The organism is Streptomyces sp. NPDC003327 (assembly GCF_053589515.1).
This window is the reverse complement of record NZ_JBSFSA010000010.1, coordinates 97,292-111,910: the sequence shown is the minus strand read 5'-3', so window position 1 is coordinate 111,910 and position 14,619 is coordinate 97,292. Positions and strand designations below refer to the sequence as shown.

At 74.1% G+C, this 14,619-nt stretch carries 12 protein-coding genes; 9 read left to right on the top strand and 3 right to left on the bottom strand.

Going from position 1 to position 14,619, the window contains the following annotated elements; all coding sequences use genetic code 11:
* The first annotated feature begins 19 nt into the window (after positions 1 to 19).
* Positions 20 to 511, top strand: a complete 492-nt coding sequence (locus tag ACWDVG_RS12230) for a GNAT family N-acetyltransferase (RefSeq protein ID WP_451698753.1) — start codon at positions 20 to 22, stop codon at positions 509 to 511.
* Position 512: 1 nt separating this feature from the next.
* On the opposite strand, the gene ACWDVG_RS12225 is transcribed toward ACWDVG_RS12230, so the two are convergent.
* Positions 513 to 962: a hypothetical protein gene (locus ACWDVG_RS12225; protein ID WP_451698752.1), complete on the bottom strand. Its 450-nt coding sequence runs from the start codon at positions 960 to 962 to the stop codon at positions 513 to 515.
* A gap of 2 nt (positions 963 to 964) precedes the next feature.
* Positions 965 to 1,327, bottom strand: coding sequence for a hypothetical protein (locus tag ACWDVG_RS12220; protein WP_451698750.1), 363 nt, complete (start codon positions 1,325 to 1,327; stop codon positions 965 to 967).
* A gap of 572 nt (positions 1,328 to 1,899) precedes the next feature.
* Here ACWDVG_RS12220 and ACWDVG_RS12215 point away from each other — a divergent pair.
* The 8 genes from ACWDVG_RS12215 (at position 1,900) to ACWDVG_RS12180 (ending at position 13,118) form a co-directional block, all read left to right on the top strand.
* Positions 1,900 to 2,970 carry a methionine ABC transporter ATP-binding protein gene (locus ACWDVG_RS12215; RefSeq protein WP_451698748.1) on the top strand — a complete coding sequence of 357 codons (1,071 nt, stop codon included), beginning with the start codon at positions 1,900 to 1,902 and terminating at the stop codon, positions 2,968 to 2,970.
* Positions 2,967 to 3,635 carry a methionine ABC transporter permease gene (locus ACWDVG_RS12210; protein WP_451698746.1) on the top strand — a complete coding sequence of 223 codons (669 nt, stop codon included), beginning with the start codon at positions 2,967 to 2,969 and terminating at the stop codon, positions 3,633 to 3,635. The genes ACWDVG_RS12215 and ACWDVG_RS12210 overlap by 4 nt, the downstream gene beginning before the upstream one ends.
* Before the next feature lie 101 nt (positions 3,636 to 3,736).
* On the top strand, positions 3,737 to 4,594 hold the full coding sequence (locus ACWDVG_RS12205) for a MetQ/NlpA family ABC transporter substrate-binding protein (protein ID WP_451698744.1): 858 nt from the start codon (positions 3,737 to 3,739) through the stop codon (positions 4,592 to 4,594).
* A 164-nt stretch (positions 4,595 to 4,758) separates the two neighbouring features.
* Positions 4,759 to 5,406 (top strand): GNAT family N-acetyltransferase, encoded by a 648-nt coding sequence (locus ACWDVG_RS12200; protein ID WP_451698742.1) that lies wholly within the window; start codon positions 4,759 to 4,761, stop codon positions 5,404 to 5,406.
* A gap of 99 nt (positions 5,407 to 5,505) precedes the next feature.
* Positions 5,506 to 6,804: a precorrin-6y C5,15-methyltransferase (decarboxylating) subunit CbiE gene (gene cbiE, locus ACWDVG_RS12195; RefSeq protein ID WP_451698740.1), complete on the top strand. Its 1,299-nt coding sequence runs from the start codon at positions 5,506 to 5,508 to the stop codon at positions 6,802 to 6,804.
* A gap of 304 nt (positions 6,805 to 7,108) precedes the next feature.
* Positions 7,109 to 10,732, top strand: coding sequence for a nicotinate-nucleotide--dimethylbenzimidazole phosphoribosyltransferase (cobT, locus tag ACWDVG_RS12190; RefSeq protein ID WP_451698738.1), 3,624 nt, complete (start codon positions 7,109 to 7,111; stop codon positions 10,730 to 10,732).
* A 271-nt stretch (positions 10,733 to 11,003) separates the two neighbouring features.
* Entirely contained in the window at positions 11,004 to 12,236 is a 1,233-nt protein-coding gene (cobA, locus tag ACWDVG_RS12185; RefSeq protein ID WP_451698736.1) for a uroporphyrinogen-III C-methyltransferase, read from the top strand.
* Between the two features lie 63 nt (positions 12,237 to 12,299).
* The gene (locus ACWDVG_RS12180; RefSeq protein ID WP_451698735.1) at positions 12,300 to 13,118 is read left to right on the top strand and encodes a TrmH family RNA methyltransferase; all 819 of its coding nucleotides are present in this window, start codon (positions 12,300 to 12,302) and stop codon (positions 13,116 to 13,118) included.
* Positions 13,119 to 13,264: 146 nt separating this feature from the next.
* Here the strand turns inward: ACWDVG_RS12180 and ACWDVG_RS12175 are convergent, their stop codons facing one another.
* On the bottom strand, positions 13,265 to 14,458 hold the full coding sequence (locus ACWDVG_RS12175; RefSeq protein ID WP_451698733.1) for a serine/threonine-protein kinase: 1,194 nt from the start codon (positions 14,456 to 14,458) through the stop codon (positions 13,265 to 13,267).
* Positions 14,459 to 14,619: the final 161 nt, after the last annotated feature.

The following is a 14,619-nucleotide window of genomic DNA, read 5'->3' as shown; positions in this document are numbered from 1 at the left end:
GAGCGGGAGGCGTGCACACATGGGCCTGAGTGTGACCATCTCAGCAGCGGACGCGCGGGACGCGGAGCACATCCTGAAGCTGCAGTACCTCTGCTACCAGAGCGAGGCGGAGCTGTACGGGGACTGGTCCATCGAGCCGCTCACCCAGTCGCTCGCCGACCTGCGCGCCGAACTCGACGAGGGGTACGGACTCGTGGCCCGGCTCGGCGACGAGGTCGTCGCCTCGGTCCGCGCCCGCCTCGACGAGGACGGCACCGTCCGCATCGCCAAGCTGATCGTCCACCCGCGCATGCGGCGCCACGGCCTCGGCGGCCGGCTCCTCGACGGCATCGAGCGCCACTTCGCCGCCGACGCCGCCCCGTCCGAGCCCGCCGCCAAGCGCTTCCAGCTCTTCACCGGCCACCGCAGCGACGGCAACCTGCGGCTCTACCGCAGCAAGGGGTACGCCCAGGTCGGCACCGAGAAGGTCGGCCCCAGGCTCACGCTGGTGACCCTGGAGAAGGCCGCCTGACTCAGCCGGCCGTCGCCGCGCGCGACCGGCGCAGCCACCAGATGCCGCTCAGCGGCAGCAGCACCGGAATGAAGACGTACCCGTAACCGAAGTCCGACCAGACGGTCGAGTCCGGGAACGCCGACGGATCGGCCAGCGTCCACGTCCCCACCACCAGCACGCCCGTGAGCTCGGCGGCGCAGCACGCCAGCGCCGCCCTGCGGGCCGTCTCCCCGCCCCGTACCAGCGTGTACGTGATGAAGACGTAGACGACCGCCGCCACCGCCGACAGGGTGTACGCGAGCGGGGCCGCGTCGAACTTCGTCGCGATCTCGTAGATCGAGCGCGAGACCGCGCCGACCGACATCACCCCGTACAGCCAGACGAGCAGCATGCCAGGGCCCGTGACGAGCCGGGTCCTCGCGCCGCCCGGCCGCTGCCGCTCCTGTTCCCGCTCCCGCGTCCCGGTCATGGTCAGCCCACCGTCCAGATGTCGAACAGACGCACCTCGAGCACGGCGAGCACGACCGCGCCCGCCGCCACCGTCGCCGAACCCCAGCGGCTGCGCTCCGCCAGCGACATGAAGCCGGCGATCGGGACCGCGCACAGCGCGCCGAGGAGATAGGCGACGAAGATCGTGGCCCCTTCCTCCGCCTTCTCGCCGCGCGCCAGCTGCACGATGCCGACGATCAGCTGGACGAGCACCAGGAACGTCACCACGGCCATGCCGATGAAGTGCCAGTCCTTGGTCGGCTGGTCCCGGTACGCGGCGAAGCCGCACCAGGCGGCGAGGGCGAGCGCGGCCACGGAGACCGCGACCGTCAGGGCGTCAAGCATGCGCCCGAGGGTATTACGGTCCGAAACGCCCGACGCGCCCGCCCCCCGCCGCCCGGGCCCCGGGGGACCGTGGTCTTGGCCACACCCGGCGCCACCGGGAGGGGCCACCGCCGCGGGCGGGCCCGCGCCGCCTCCCCCGTACGCACAGGCCACGTACGGGGGAGCGGGGCGGGGCGGCGCGGGGACCGGGGTGTCCGCAGAGCGTCTCATCGACGTCCGCTATTCGGACACCCTGCTTCCCTTCGCAGCTGCGCATGTTTTACTTGCAGACATGACCACGACGAGCAGCCGCACCCTTGCGACCGAGGCGAACACGACGCCCGGTGCTCGTTGTACGTGTCGAATGTGCGCCATCTGAGGGCCCCCGCCAGAGTCTCGCGCCCCGAAGCGAGACCCCGACGGCCGAGCCGATCCGCCCGCCACCCGGCGCCGGACCGTGCCCGCCCCGCGCACCGCCGCTCCCCGGCCACCAGCCGGCCGGAACGGCCTCCCGTGCGCCTGACTGTCCGAAAGACGAATGCCCCGTGCACGGCGGACCCCGCGTCGCGCACTCGACAGTGACGGAAACCCCTGTGATCACCACTTCGGGCCTGACCAAGGTCTACGAGTCGCGCGGCCGACAGGTCACCGCTCTGGACGGCGTCGACCTCCACGTCCGCGAGGGCGAGGTGTTCGGCGTGATCGGCCAGAGCGGCGCCGGCAAGTCCTCGCTCATCCGCTGCGTCAACCTCCTCGAACGCCCCACCTCCGGCACCGTGACCGTCGACGGCGTCGACCTCACCGCCCTCGCCGGCAAGGGCCGCCGCGCCGGCAAGGACCTCCGCCGGGCGCGCAGCAGCATCGGCATGGTCTTCCAGCACTTCAACCTGCTGTCCTCCCGCACGGTCAAGGACAACATCGAACTCCCCCTGGAGATCCTCGGCGTCTCCGGCGCCGAGCGCACCCGCCGGGCCCTCGAACTCCTCGACCTCGTGGGCCTCGCCGACAAGGCCAAGGCCTACCCCGGCCAGCTCTCCGGCGGCCAGAAGCAGCGCGTCGGCATAGCCCGCGCCCTCGCCGGCAACCCCAAGGTCCTCCTCTCCGACGAGGCCACCAGCGCGCTCGACCCGGAGACCACCCGCTCCATCCTGCAGCTGCTGCGCGACCTCAACCGTCAGCTCGGCCTCACCGTCCTCCTCATCACGCACGAGATGGACGTCGTCAAGACGATCTGCGACTCGGCCGCGCTGATGCGGAAGGGCCGCGTCGTCGAGTCCGGCACCGTGAGCGAGCTGCTCGCCACCCCCGGCTCCGAGCTCGCCGCCGAACTCTTCCCCGTCAGCGGCCACGCCGGCGGCCCCGACCGCACCGTCGTCGACGTCACGTTCCACGGCGAGGCCGCGACCCAGCCGGTCATCTCCCAGCTCTCCCGCACGTACAACATCGACATCTCGATCCTCGGTGCGGCGATGGACACCGTCGGCGGCCGGCAGATCGGCCGGATGCGGATCGAGCTCCCCGGACGGTACGAGGACAACGTCGTCCCGGTCGGCTTCCTGCGCGAGCAGGGGCTCCAGGTCGAGCTCGTGGAAGACGACGCCGAAGAGCACGCGGCGGCGCCGGCCGCCACCGCGCCCGCACTGGTCAAGGAAGGTGCCAAGTGACCTGGGACGAGATGCGGCCCCTGCTGGAGCAGGGCACCGTCGACACCCTCTACATGGTCCTGTGGGCCACCTTCGTCACCGTGCTCGGCGGCCTGCCGCTCGGCATCCTCCTCGTCCTCACCGACAAGGGCGGACTGCTCCAGAACCGGCCGGTGAACAAGGTCGTCGGTGCGATCGTGAACATCGGGCGTTCGCTGCCGTTCATCATCCTGCTGATCGCCCTGATCCCCTTCACCACTTTCGTCGTCGGCACCTTCATCGGCCCGACCGCGATGATCGTGCCCCTCGCCATCGGCGCCATCCCCTTCTTCGCGCGCCTCGTCGAGACCGCGATCCGCGAGGTCGACCACGGACTGGTCGAGGCCGTCCAGGCCATGGGCGGCGGCATCCCCACCATCGTGCGCAAGGTGCTGCTCCCGCAGGCCCTGCCCTCCCTGGTCTCGGCCGTCACCACCACCGTGATCGTCCTCATCGGCTACTCGGCGATGGCCGGCGCGGTCGGCGGCGAGGGCCTCGGCTCCAAGGCCGTCACCTACGGCTACCAGCGCTTCGACACGACGTTCATGCTCGTCACCGTCGTCGTCCTGGTGCTCATCGTGACCGTCGTCCAGCTCATCGGCGACGGAGTCGTACGACTCCTCGCCCGCAGGGGCCGCACCGCGTAACCCCTCGCGGCCCCCCCACCCCCCGAACTTCGTCCCTTCGACGAACAGGCCCGGACTTGTTGTCCAGGCGACCACCGCTCCACCGGAAAGAGGCACTCTTCGTGCGTAAGAACGTCAAGCTCACCGCCGGCATCGCCGCCACCGCCGCCCTCGCCGTCGGCCTCACCGCCTGCGGCACCTCCTCGGACCCGTCGTCCGCCAAGGACTCCGCCGGTGCCGCCGACAAGGCCCTCGTCGTCGCCGCGTCCCCGACGCCGCACGCCGACATCCTCAACTACGTCAAGGACAACCTGGCCGAGAAGGCCGGCCTGAAGCTGGAGGTGAAGGAGTTCACGGACTACGTCCTGCCGAACACCGCCACCCAGTCCGGCCAGGTCGACGCCAACTTCTTCCAGCACAAGCCGTACCTCGACGACTTCAACCAGAAGAACAAGACCACCATCGTCCCCGTGGTCAACGTCCACCTGGAGCCGCTCGGCCTCTACTCGAAGAGCCTGAAGTCCGTGAAGGACATCAAGCCCGGCCAGACCGTCGCCGTCCCCAACGACACCACCAACGGCGGCCGCGCGCTCCAGCTCCTGGCCGACAACGGCCTCATCACCCTCAAGCCGGGCGTCGGCACCAACGCCAAGCTCTCCGACATCACCGACAAGAAGGGCCTGGAGTTCAAGGAGCTGGAGGCCGCCACCGTGCCCCGTGCCCTGAACGACGTGGACGCCGCCGTCATCAACGGCAACTACGCCATCGAGGCCAAGCTCCAGCCCGCCAAGGACGCCCTCGTCCTGGAGAAGTCGGACGGCAACCCGTACGCCAACTTCCTCGCCGTCAAGGAGGGCAACGAGAAGGACGCCCGCGTGCGGAAGCTCGCCGAGCTCCTCAACTCCCCCGAGGTGAAGAAGTACATCGAGGACACCTACAAGGGCTCGGTCGTCCCGGCCTTCGGCGCCGTCGCGAAGTAGGTCCCGCAGTACAGTCGTTGTGACGAAGGCCCCCGCATCCCGTCCGGTGCGCGGGGCCTTCGCCGCACCCGGCACGAACTGACGCCACATCGGACCCGGCCATGCGCACCGGCGACCGCATGCTGCATGCTGTGCGTTCACGGTCGATTCGGACGGTCCACAGCATGGAGCTGCGCATGACTACCACCTTTCCGGACATCTCCATCAGCACGGACCGGCTGGTGCTGCGCCCGTACGAAGAGGCCGACCTCCCCGCCTTCGTCGAGATGATGAACGACGAACTCGTCACGGCCTGGACCTCCGTTCCGCACCCCTACACCCGCTCCCACGCCGAGGACTGGGTGCGCAGGATCGCTCCTGCGGAGAGAACCGAAGGCCGCGGCATCGTCTTCGCGGTCACCGAGTTCCTGACGCAGCGTCTGGTCGGCACCGTCCACCTCCACGGCACCGACTGGCGCATCCGCGCCACCCAGGTCGCGTACGTCACGGCCCCCTGGGCCCGCGGCGAGGGGTACGCCACCGAGTCCGTGCTCGCCGTCGCCCAGTGGCTCTTCGGCGACCGCGGCTTCGAGCGCCTCGAACTGCGCACCGCCGCCGACAACACCGCCTCGCAGCAGGTCGCCCAGAAGATCGGCTGCATCAGCGAGGGCGTGCTCCGCAACGCCTGGATAGCGCGCAGCCAGACCGAGGCCGGCGACTGGACCGAGGTCCGCACCGACCTCATCGTGTGGAGCCTGCTCCCCGAGGACCTCGACGGCGTCGCCGACCAGATGGCCGACGCGGGCTACTCGTCCTTCGCCGACTGGAGCTGAGCCCCGACGGGCGGAGTGGTGGCGAGCTGGGCCACCGCCGTGTCCGGGTACCCTCGAAACGCCCCCGACCTGCGCCAACACCACAGGAGACAGACGACGATGGCCGACCGCGTCACGGTGATCGGCTGGGACGGCTCGCCCCTCACCTCGGCGGCCCGGTCCGCGCTCTCCGCCGCCACCCTCGTGGCCGGCGCCGGCCACCACCTCGCGCTGCCCGAAGTGCCCCCGAGCGCCGAGCGCGTCCGCCTCGGCAGCGTCGACCTCGCCGCCCGCCGCATCGCCGGCCACCGCGGCACCGCCGTCGTCCTCGCCGACGGAGACCCCGGCTTCTTCGGCGTCGTCCGCACCCTGCGCGCCCCCGAGCACGGCCTCGAAGTCGAGGTCGTCCCCGCCGTCTCCTCCGTGGCCGCCGCCTTCGCCCGCGCCGGCATGCCCTGGGACGACGCCCGGATCGTCGTCGCCCACCAGCGCACCCTGCGCCGCGCCGTGAACGTCTGCCGCGCCCACCCCAAGGTCGCCGTGCTGACCTCGCCCGGGGCGGGCCCCGCCGAACTCGCCCTGCTCCTCGACGGGGTGCACCGCACCTTCGTCGTGTGCGAGGAACTCGGCACCGACCGCGAGCAGGTCTCCGTCCTCACCTCCGACAAGGCCGCCGACCACACCTGGCGCGACCCGAACGTCGTCCTCGTCATCGGCGGCGGCAGCTCCGGCGCCACCGGCGGCCCCTGGCTGATGGGCGAGAATCCGGCCACCCGCTCCGTACGGGGCTGGGGACTGCCCGCGGAGGAGTACGGCTCCGGGGACCCCGAGCCGGTCGGCGGTACGACGCCCACAGCCGCCCCCGCCCCCGCCGCCGCCCCGCTCCGCGCGGGCGAGGCCCCGGAGGAGGCGCCGGGCGAGGACCCCACCCTGCGCGCCGCCCAACTGGCCCGCCTCGGCCCGCGCACCGGCGACCTCGTCTGGGACATCGGCTGCGGCGGCGGCGCGTTCGCCGTCGAGGCCGCCCGCTTCGGCGCCGCCGTCATCGCCGTGGACACCGACCCGGCCGCCTGCGGCCGCACCGAGGGCGCGGCCCGCCGCCTCGGCGTCCCGCTCCAGACCGTCCGGGGCAGCGCCCCGCACGTCCTGGAGAGCCTGCCCGAGCCCGACGTCGTACGGATCGGGGCCGGCGGCGTCCCGGTCGTCACCGCCTGCACCGACCGGCGCCCCGAGCGCATCGTGGCCCACGCCTCCACCCGCGACGCGGCCGAGTCCGTCGCAGCCGCCCTCACCGACGGCGGGTACGAGGTCGAGACCCTCCTCCTGCAGACCGTCGGCCTCGACCCCGACGACTGGTCGGAGCGCGGGCGTTCGGTCGTGTTCCTGCTCTCCGGCCGCCGGATCCACCGCGCCCCGTGACCGTGCCGCCCCGCTGGGCGAGGTAGGCTGGCCGATTGTTGTACCGGGCCCCAGCGTTCGGCAATTCGTTCGTCAATGTCCTGAATTGACGTCCGTTTTGGCTGGCTGTTGTGGTACGGAGCAACGGGGGGACCGCGCGACGTGGCGCAGTCCACAGCGCACCGTGGCGGATCTCCCTGCCACGATGGCCGAGGGCCGCGACAATGCTTGGGTGTCCGCGTTCTTCGTGCCGCGCGGCGCGCACGCTCGTTCTTGTGGACGGGCGCAGGTCTGTAGGAGCACAACCGATGGGCGAGGGGTACGCATGACGGACACCGGCCAGGTCCCGGGCGAGGGGCTGCCGGAGAACGCAGGCATGGTCGAGCAGCCGGGCATCCCCGCACCGGGCGCGTACACCTTCCTGGACCCCTCCGAGAACGCAGCCGAGGACGACGACCTGCTCCTGATGCCGGGCGCCCAGGGCGCCTGGAGCGAGCACCCGCCGGGCGCCGTGCCCGCGCCGCCGGTCGCCGTGCCGGCCCCGCCCGTCGCCCCCGGCCTCCCCGAGCAGGCGCTGCCGCACCAGGGCGTCCCGCACGCGCCGGCCGCGCACGCCGAGGCCCCCGAGCCGCAGGCGGCCCCCGCCGCGCCGCCGCAGGCCGTCGCCCCGACGGGCGACCCGCTCACCGATCCCCTCCCCGATCCGCTGACCGGCCCCCTGCCGGACCCGCTGACCGGTCCGTACCAGGAGTCGGCCGTCCTCGCCGACCAGCTGACCGCCCCGGCGTCCGCGACGCCGCCGCAGGGCGTCCCGCTCGCGCCGCAGCAGGTCCAGGGCACCCCGGCGCACGGCGTCCCGCTCGCCCCGCAGGAGCCCGCCGCCACCGCCCACGGCTACGAGCCCGGCATCCTCGACACCGGCGCCCACGAGGCCGCCGGCCGCGACTCCGGCTCCGTCGACCTCGGCGGCGTGCGCGTCCCGCCGCCGGCCGCCGCCCCGCCGCGCCGCCCGCTCCACATGGGCCCGCCCGTGCCCGAGGGCACCGGCGTCGTCCGCTCCCTCGCGGACCGCGGCCCGGCCGCCGCTCCGGTCCCGCAGCCCGCGCCGGTCCACGCCGCCGCGCCCGCGCCCGAGCCGGTCGTGGCGACCGCGACCGCGCCGATGCCCGTACGGAACCCGGGGCCGCCCACCACCGGCCCCGAGTACTTCGACATCGCGCAGGACCAGCAGCTCGCCCCCCAGGGCGCCGAGCCGTGGGCCGCGCAGCCCCAGGCGCCCCAGGAGGCCCCGGAGTTCCCCGCAGAAACGGTCGTCCCGGCGGCCGGCCAGTTCGTCCAGGTCGAGGGCAGCGTCCCGACCGCCCCGCACCTGGCCCCGACGCCGGCCCCGGAGGCGCAGGCCCAGGACCAGGCCCCGGCAGAGGCCGAGGCCGAGGTCCAGGTTCCGGCCCAGGCCCAGGCCGAAGCCCCGGTCGTGGAGCAGCCCGTCGAGCAGGCGCCCGAGCGGCCCGTCGAGCCCGCGGAGCCCGTCGAGGCGGTCGAAGCGGCCCCGGTCGCGCCCGATGCCGCCGTCGAGGAGCCCGCCGACGCACCGGCCGAGGCCGCTGTCGAGGCCGTCGCCGCGCCGGAGGAGCCCGCCGAGGCCCCCGCCCCGCAGGCGCAGGCGACCGTTCCCGCCCCGCGCGAGGGCGAGCCCGCCGCCGAACCGACCGAGCCGGTCGCCCCCGAGGCGGAGGCAGAGGCCGAGCCGCAGGTCGCGGAGCCCGTCGCCGCGCCCGTCGCCGCCGAGACCGACGACGTACCGGCGCAGGAGCAGGCCGCCCCGGAGCAGGCAGCCGAGCAGCCCGAGGCCGTCGCCGCCCCGGAGGAGCCCGTCGAGACCCCGGCCGAGGCCGCACCCGTGGCGGAGGACGCCGCGGCCGAGCAGCAGGCCGAAGAGGTCCCCGCCGTGGCGGAGGACGCCGCCGAGCAGGCCGTACAGCCCGAGCCCGCCCAGGCCGTCGCCGAGCCCGCCGTACGGCCCGAGCAGCCCGTGCAGCCCGAGCCCGTCGAGGTCGCGCACGAGGCCGAGCCCGTCGCGCAGCAGCCGGAGTCCCTCGAAGAGCTGCCCACCGGGGTCCCGGAAGAGGTGCCCGCGGAGGCGCTCGTCGAGGCCCCCGCGGACGTCTCCGCCGAAGGCCCCGCGGACGTCTCCCCCGAGGCCCCCGCCGAGGTCGGTCCTCCGGCGCCCGGTTACGACGAGGCCGAGCGCGAGGCCGTCCTGCGCGTCATGCGCGAGCGCCGCGACATCCGCAACGGCTTCCGCTCCGACCCGATCCCGCACGAGGTGCTGCTCCGGGTCCTGGAGGCCGCCCACACGGCCCCCAGCGTCGGCCACTCCCAGCCCTGGGACTTCGTCGTCATCCGCTCCGCCGAGACCCGGCAGACGATGCACGAGCTCGCCCAGCGCCAGCGCGAGGCCTACGCCGAGTCGCTGCCGAAGGCCCGGGCCAAGCAGTTCAAGGAACTGAAGATCGAGGCCATCCTCGACACCCCGGTGAACATCGTCGTGACCGCCGACCCCACCCGGGGCGGCCGCCACACCCTCGGCCGCTACACGCAGCCGCAGATGGCCCCGTACTCCTCGGCGCTCGCCGTCGAGAACCTCTGGCTCGCCGCCCGCGCCGAGGGCCTCGGCGTCGGCTGGGTCAGCTTCTTCGACGAGCGCGAGATGGTCCGCACCCTCGGCCTCCCCGAGCACCTCGAAGTCGTCGCGTACCTCTGCGTCGGCTACGTCGACGAGTTCCCGGCCGAGCCCGAGCTGATGCAGGCGGGCTGGTCGAAGCGCCGCCCGCTCGCCTGGGTCGTCCACGAGGAGACGTACGGCCGCCGCGCCCTGCCCGGCGAGGAGCCGCACGACCTGCTCCAGGAGACCGTCGCTAACATCCGCCCGCTGGACGCCAAGGCGCTCGGCGAGGCGTGGGAGCGCCAGAAGCGCATGACCAAGCCGGCCGGCGCGCTCGGCATGCTGGAGATCATCTCCGCGCAGCTCTCCGGTCTCTCCCGGATGTGCCCGCCGCCGATCCCGGAGCCGGCCGCCGTCGCGATCTTCGCGGGCGACCACGGCGTCCACGCCCAGGGCGTCACCCCCTGGCCGCAGGAGGTCACCGGCCAGATGGTGGCCAACTTCCTCGGCGGGGGAGCGGTCTGCAACGCCTTCGCCCACCAGGTCGGCGCCGAGGTCTGCGTCATCGACGTGGGCGTCGCCTCCGAACTCCCGGCCACCCCCGGACTCCTGCCGCGCAAGGTCCGCCCGGGCACCGGCGACTTCACCACCGGCCTCGCGATGACCCGCGAGGAGGTGCTGGCCGCGATCGAGGTCGGCATCGAGACGGCCCGCGACCTCGTGGCCGCGGGCAACAAGGCCCTCCTCACCGGCGAGATGGGCATCGCGAACACGACCGCGTCCGCCGCCCTGATCTCGGTCTACACCGGGGTCGACGCGGCCGAGGTCACCGGGCGCGGCACCGGCATCAACGACGAGACCCACGCCCGCAAGGTGGACGTGGTCCGCCGCGCCCTCGACCTGCACAAGCCGGACCCGGCCGACCCGATCGGCGTCCTCTCGGCGATCGGCGGCCTGGAGCACGCGGCGCTCGTCGGCCTGATCCTGGGCGCGGCCTCGCTGCGCACGCCGGTCATCCTCGACGGCGTCTCCACGGGTGCGGCGGCGCTCGTGGCCCGGGCCATCGCGCCCGAGTCGCTCGCGGCCTGCATCGCCGGCCACCGCAGCGCCGAGCCGGGCCACGTGGCGGCCCTCAACAAGCTGGGCCTGCGGCCCCTGGTCGACCTGGACCTCCGCCTCGGTGAGGGCACGGGCGCGCTGCTGGCCCTGCCCCTGGTGCAGAGCGCCGCCCGCGCGATGCACGAGGTGGCCACGTTCGACTCGGCAGGCGTCACCGAGAAGTAAGCCACGGGCCCGTCCCCCCGTCGCTCCGCGCAAGCGGCGACGGGCGGACGCGGCGGGGCAGATCCGCGGGGAACGTGCGCGGGACATCTGTCACACCCTGCCTGCCCGAGGTCACGGATATCGTGACCCTGTACGACCACGCACCACCGTGTACGACCGTGCCCGACCACGCACGACCACGCACGACCGTGCAGGACCACGCACGAGCCGCTTCACCGCCGCAGCGGCACCCTCGTCCGCACCGCCACGCTCTCCGAGGAGCCGCTCACCCATGGCCGAGAACGCCGAGCACCCCGCCTACCCCGTCGGACTGCGCCTCGCCGGCCGCCGCGTCGTCGTCCTGGGCGGCGGCCAGGTCGCCCAGCGCCGGCTCCCCGCCCTGATCGCCGCGGGCGCACGCATCACGCTGATCTCCCCGTCCGCGACCCCCTCCGTGGAGGCGATGGCCGAGGCGGGCGAGATCTCCTGGGTGAAGCGGCGGTACGAGGACGGAGACCTCGCCGACGCCTGGTACGCCCTGGTCGCCACCACCGACCCGGCCGCCAACGCCGCCGCCTCCGCCGAGGCCGAGCGCACCCGCACCTGGTGCGTGCGCGCCGACGACGCCGAGGCCGCCACCGCCTGGACCCCGGCCACCGGCCGCGACGCGGGCGTCACCGTCGCGGTGCTCACCGGCCACGACCCCCGCCGCTCCGCCGCCGTGCGCGACGCGATCGTGGAGGGGCTCCGCGACGGCTCGATCGCCGCTCCGGCGCACCGCGCCCGTACGCCGTTCGTCGCCCTGGTCGGCGGCGGTCCCGGCGACCCCGACCTGATCACCGTCCGCGGCCGCAGGCTGCTCGCCGAGGCGGATGTCGTCATCGCCGACCGGCTCGGCCCCCGCGACCTTTTGGACGAGCTGCCGCCCCACGTCGAGGTGATCGACGCGGCGAAGATCCCGTACGGCCGCTTCATGGCCCAGGAGGCCATCAACAACGCGCTCGTCGAGCACGCCAAGGCCGGCAAGGCCGTCGTCCGGCTCAAGGGCGGCGACCCCTTCGTCTTCGGCCGCGGCATGGAGGAGGCCCAGGCGCTCGCCGCCGAGGGCATCGCCTGCACGGTCGTGCCCGGCATCTCCAGCTCGATCTCGGTGCCCGGCGCCGCCGGCATCCCGGTCACCCACCGGGGCGTCGCCCACGAGTTCACCGTCGTCAGCGGCCACGTGGCCCCGGACGACCCGCGCTCCCTGGTCGACTGGGCGTCGCTCGCGAAGCTCACCGGCACCCTCGTCATCCTCATGGGCGTCGACAAGATAGGGAAGATCGCCGAGGCGCTCGTCGCCCACGGCAAGGCCCCCGACACCCCGCTCGCCCTGGTCCAGGAGGGCACCACCGCGACCCAGCGGCGGGTGGACGCCACGCTCGCGACCGTCGCCGACGTCGTCAAGGCGGAGGAGGTGCGTCCGCCGGCCGTCATCGTGATCGGACCGGTGGTCGCCGAGGGGCCGGACAAGCTCACGAAGTAACCGCGGGTGACGGAACCCCGTCGCCCCCATTGGCACCCCACCCGGACAAGGCAGTATCACCACGTGGCCGAACTCATCACGATCGACGACCCCGACGACCCCCGTCTGCGCGACTACACCGGCCTGACCGACGTCGAGCTCCGCCGCAGGCGGGAGCCCGCCGAGGGCCTGTTCATCGCGGAGGGCGAGAAGGTCATCCGCCGGGCGGGGCAGGCCGGGTACGCGATGCGGTCCATGCTCCTGTCCGCCAAGTGGGTCGACGTCATGCGCGACGTCATCGACGAGGCCGCGGCGCCGGTGTACGCGATCCAGCCCGAGCTCGCCGAGCGGGTCACCGGCTACCACGTGCACCGGGGCGCCCTCGCCTCGATGCAGCGCAAGCCGCTCCCGGACGCCGGCGAGCTGCTGGCGGACGCCCGCCGCGTGGTGATCATGGAGTCGGTCAACGACCACACCAACATCGGCGCCATCTTCCGCAGCGCGGCCGCGCTCGGCATGGACGCCGTCCTGCTCTCCCCGGACTGCGCGGACCCGCTCTACCGGCGCTCCGTCAAGGTCTCGATGGGCGCGGTCTTCTCCGTCCCGTACGCCCGCCTGGACAGCTGGCCGCGCGGTCTGGAGACCGTACGGGAGGCGGGGTTCAAGCTCCTCGCGCTCACCCCGGCGGAGAAGGCGACCCCGATCGACGAGGCCGCCCCCCACCGCCTGGACCGGGTGGCGCTGATGCTCGGCGCCGAGGGCGACGGCCTCTCCCCCCAGGCGCTGCGCGCCGCCGACGAGTGGGTCCGCATCCCGATGGCCCACGGCGTCGACTCCCTCAACGTGGGCGCGGCGGCCGCCGTGGCCTTCTACGCGGTCGCGACCGGCCGCCCGGAGTCGTAGAACCTCCGGCGCGCGTCCCCGCCCGTCCGGGGACGCCCGCCCCGGCCCCGCCCGTGGGGAACGCCCGTCCGGGGACGCCCGCCCCGGCCCCGCCCGTGGGGAACGCCCGTCCAGGCCCCGCCCGGCCGGGGACGCCCCGCCCGGGGTCAGCCCTGCAGGGCCTGCGCCGCCGCGATGCCCAGGGCCACGATCAGCGTCACGACCACGAAGACGAAGAGCCGCTGCCGCAGCAGCCGCGGGTTGGCGGGCCGGCGGCCCGTCGACGTCGTACGCGCACCCGGCCTCGTCCCGGCCCGCGACTGCGGACCGCGCGAGCCGCCCGTGCGGGGCCCGGCCGAGGGCCGCGAGGACGGGGACGGGCCGCGTCCCCGCTCGGAGGCGCGCTCCGCGCCCCGCTCCGTACCGCGCTCCGCGTCCCGGCCCCGGGTGTCCCGCTCGGTGTACCGCTCCGTCGGCCGGATCGTGCTCCGCTCCTCGGCCCGGTCCCGCTGCACGGGCGGACGGGAGGCCGGCAGCCCCTGGGCCTCGCGGGCCGCGATCTCCTTGAGCCGCATCGACAGCTGGAGCGTGCTCGGGCGGTCCTCCGGGTCCTTCGCCAGACAGGCCCTGATCAGCGGGGCGAGAGCGTCCGGCACCCCGTGGAGCTGCGGCTCCTCGTGCACCACGCGGTAGAGCATGACCTCCGAACTTCCGTGTCCGAAGGGCGAGTCGCCCATCGCCGCGTACGCCAGGGTGGCTCCGAGCGAGAACACGTCCGTGGCCGGCGTGACCGCGGCCCCGCGGACCTGCTCGGGCGCGAGGAAGCCGGGCGAGCCCACCGCCGTGCCGACGTGGGTGAGGGTGCTGGCCCCGGTGGCCCAGGCGATGCCGAAGTCGATGATCCGGGGGCCCTTGGGGGAGAGCAGGATGTTCGAGGGCTTCAGGTCCCGGTGGACGACCCCGGCCTCGTGCACGGCGACCAGGCCCTCCGAGAGCGCCGCACCGATCGCGGCGACGTCCGCGGCCCGCAGGCCGCCCTCCTCGGCGACCCGGTCGTGCAGCGAGGGCCCGGGCACGTACTGGGTGGCGAACCAGGGACGGTCGGCCTCCAGGTCGGCGGCGACCAGCCGGGCCGTGCAGCCGCCCCGGATCCGCCGGGCGGCCGACACCTCGCGGGCGAAGCGCGAGCGGAACTCCTGGTCCTCGGCGAGGTCGGGCCGGATGACCTTCAGCGCCACCCGCTGACCCCGCCGGTCGGACCCGAGGTACACGACCCCCATCCCGCCGGCCCCCAGCCTGCGGTGGAGCCGGAACGACCCGACGATCCGCGGATCCTCGCGCCGGAGCCGCATCATCGCCATGTCCGTCCCCTCGTCCGTTCGACGTGGCACAGCTTACGTAGTGCCGCCCTCGCGTGCTCATAGGCCGCGCCCTCGCACCGGGATCGATTGTCAGTGCTGAGGGGTACGAGGCCGCCTCTGTCGCCCCGGCCCACTCCCCAACGACCTTCCCCCGAAGCCCA

Coding starts and splice junctions, on each gene's coding strand:
- ACWDVG_RS12225 (WP_451698752.1), bottom strand. CDS start 962: ATGACCGGGACGCGGGAGCGGGAACAGGAGCGGCAGCGGCCGGGCGGC.
- ACWDVG_RS12175 (WP_451698733.1), bottom strand. CDS start 14,458: ATGGCGATGATGCGGCTCCGGCGCGAGGATCCGCGGATCGTCGGGTCG.
- cobA (WP_451698736.1), top strand. CDS start 11,004: ATGGCCGAGAACGCCGAGCACCCCGCCTACCCCGTCGGACTGCGCCTC.
- cobT (WP_451698738.1), top strand. CDS start 7,109: ATGACGGACACCGGCCAGGTCCCGGGCGAGGGGCTGCCGGAGAACGCA.
- ACWDVG_RS12200 (WP_451698742.1), top strand. CDS start 4,759: ATGGAGCTGCGCATGACTACCACCTTTCCGGACATCTCCATCAGCACG.
- ACWDVG_RS12220 (WP_451698750.1), bottom strand. CDS start 1,327: ATGCTTGACGCCCTGACGGTCGCGGTCTCCGTGGCCGCGCTCGCCCTC.
- cbiE (WP_451698740.1), top strand. CDS start 5,506: ATGGCCGACCGCGTCACGGTGATCGGCTGGGACGGCTCGCCCCTCACC.
- ACWDVG_RS12230 (WP_451698753.1), top strand. CDS start 20: ATGGGCCTGAGTGTGACCATCTCAGCAGCGGACGCGCGGGACGCGGAG.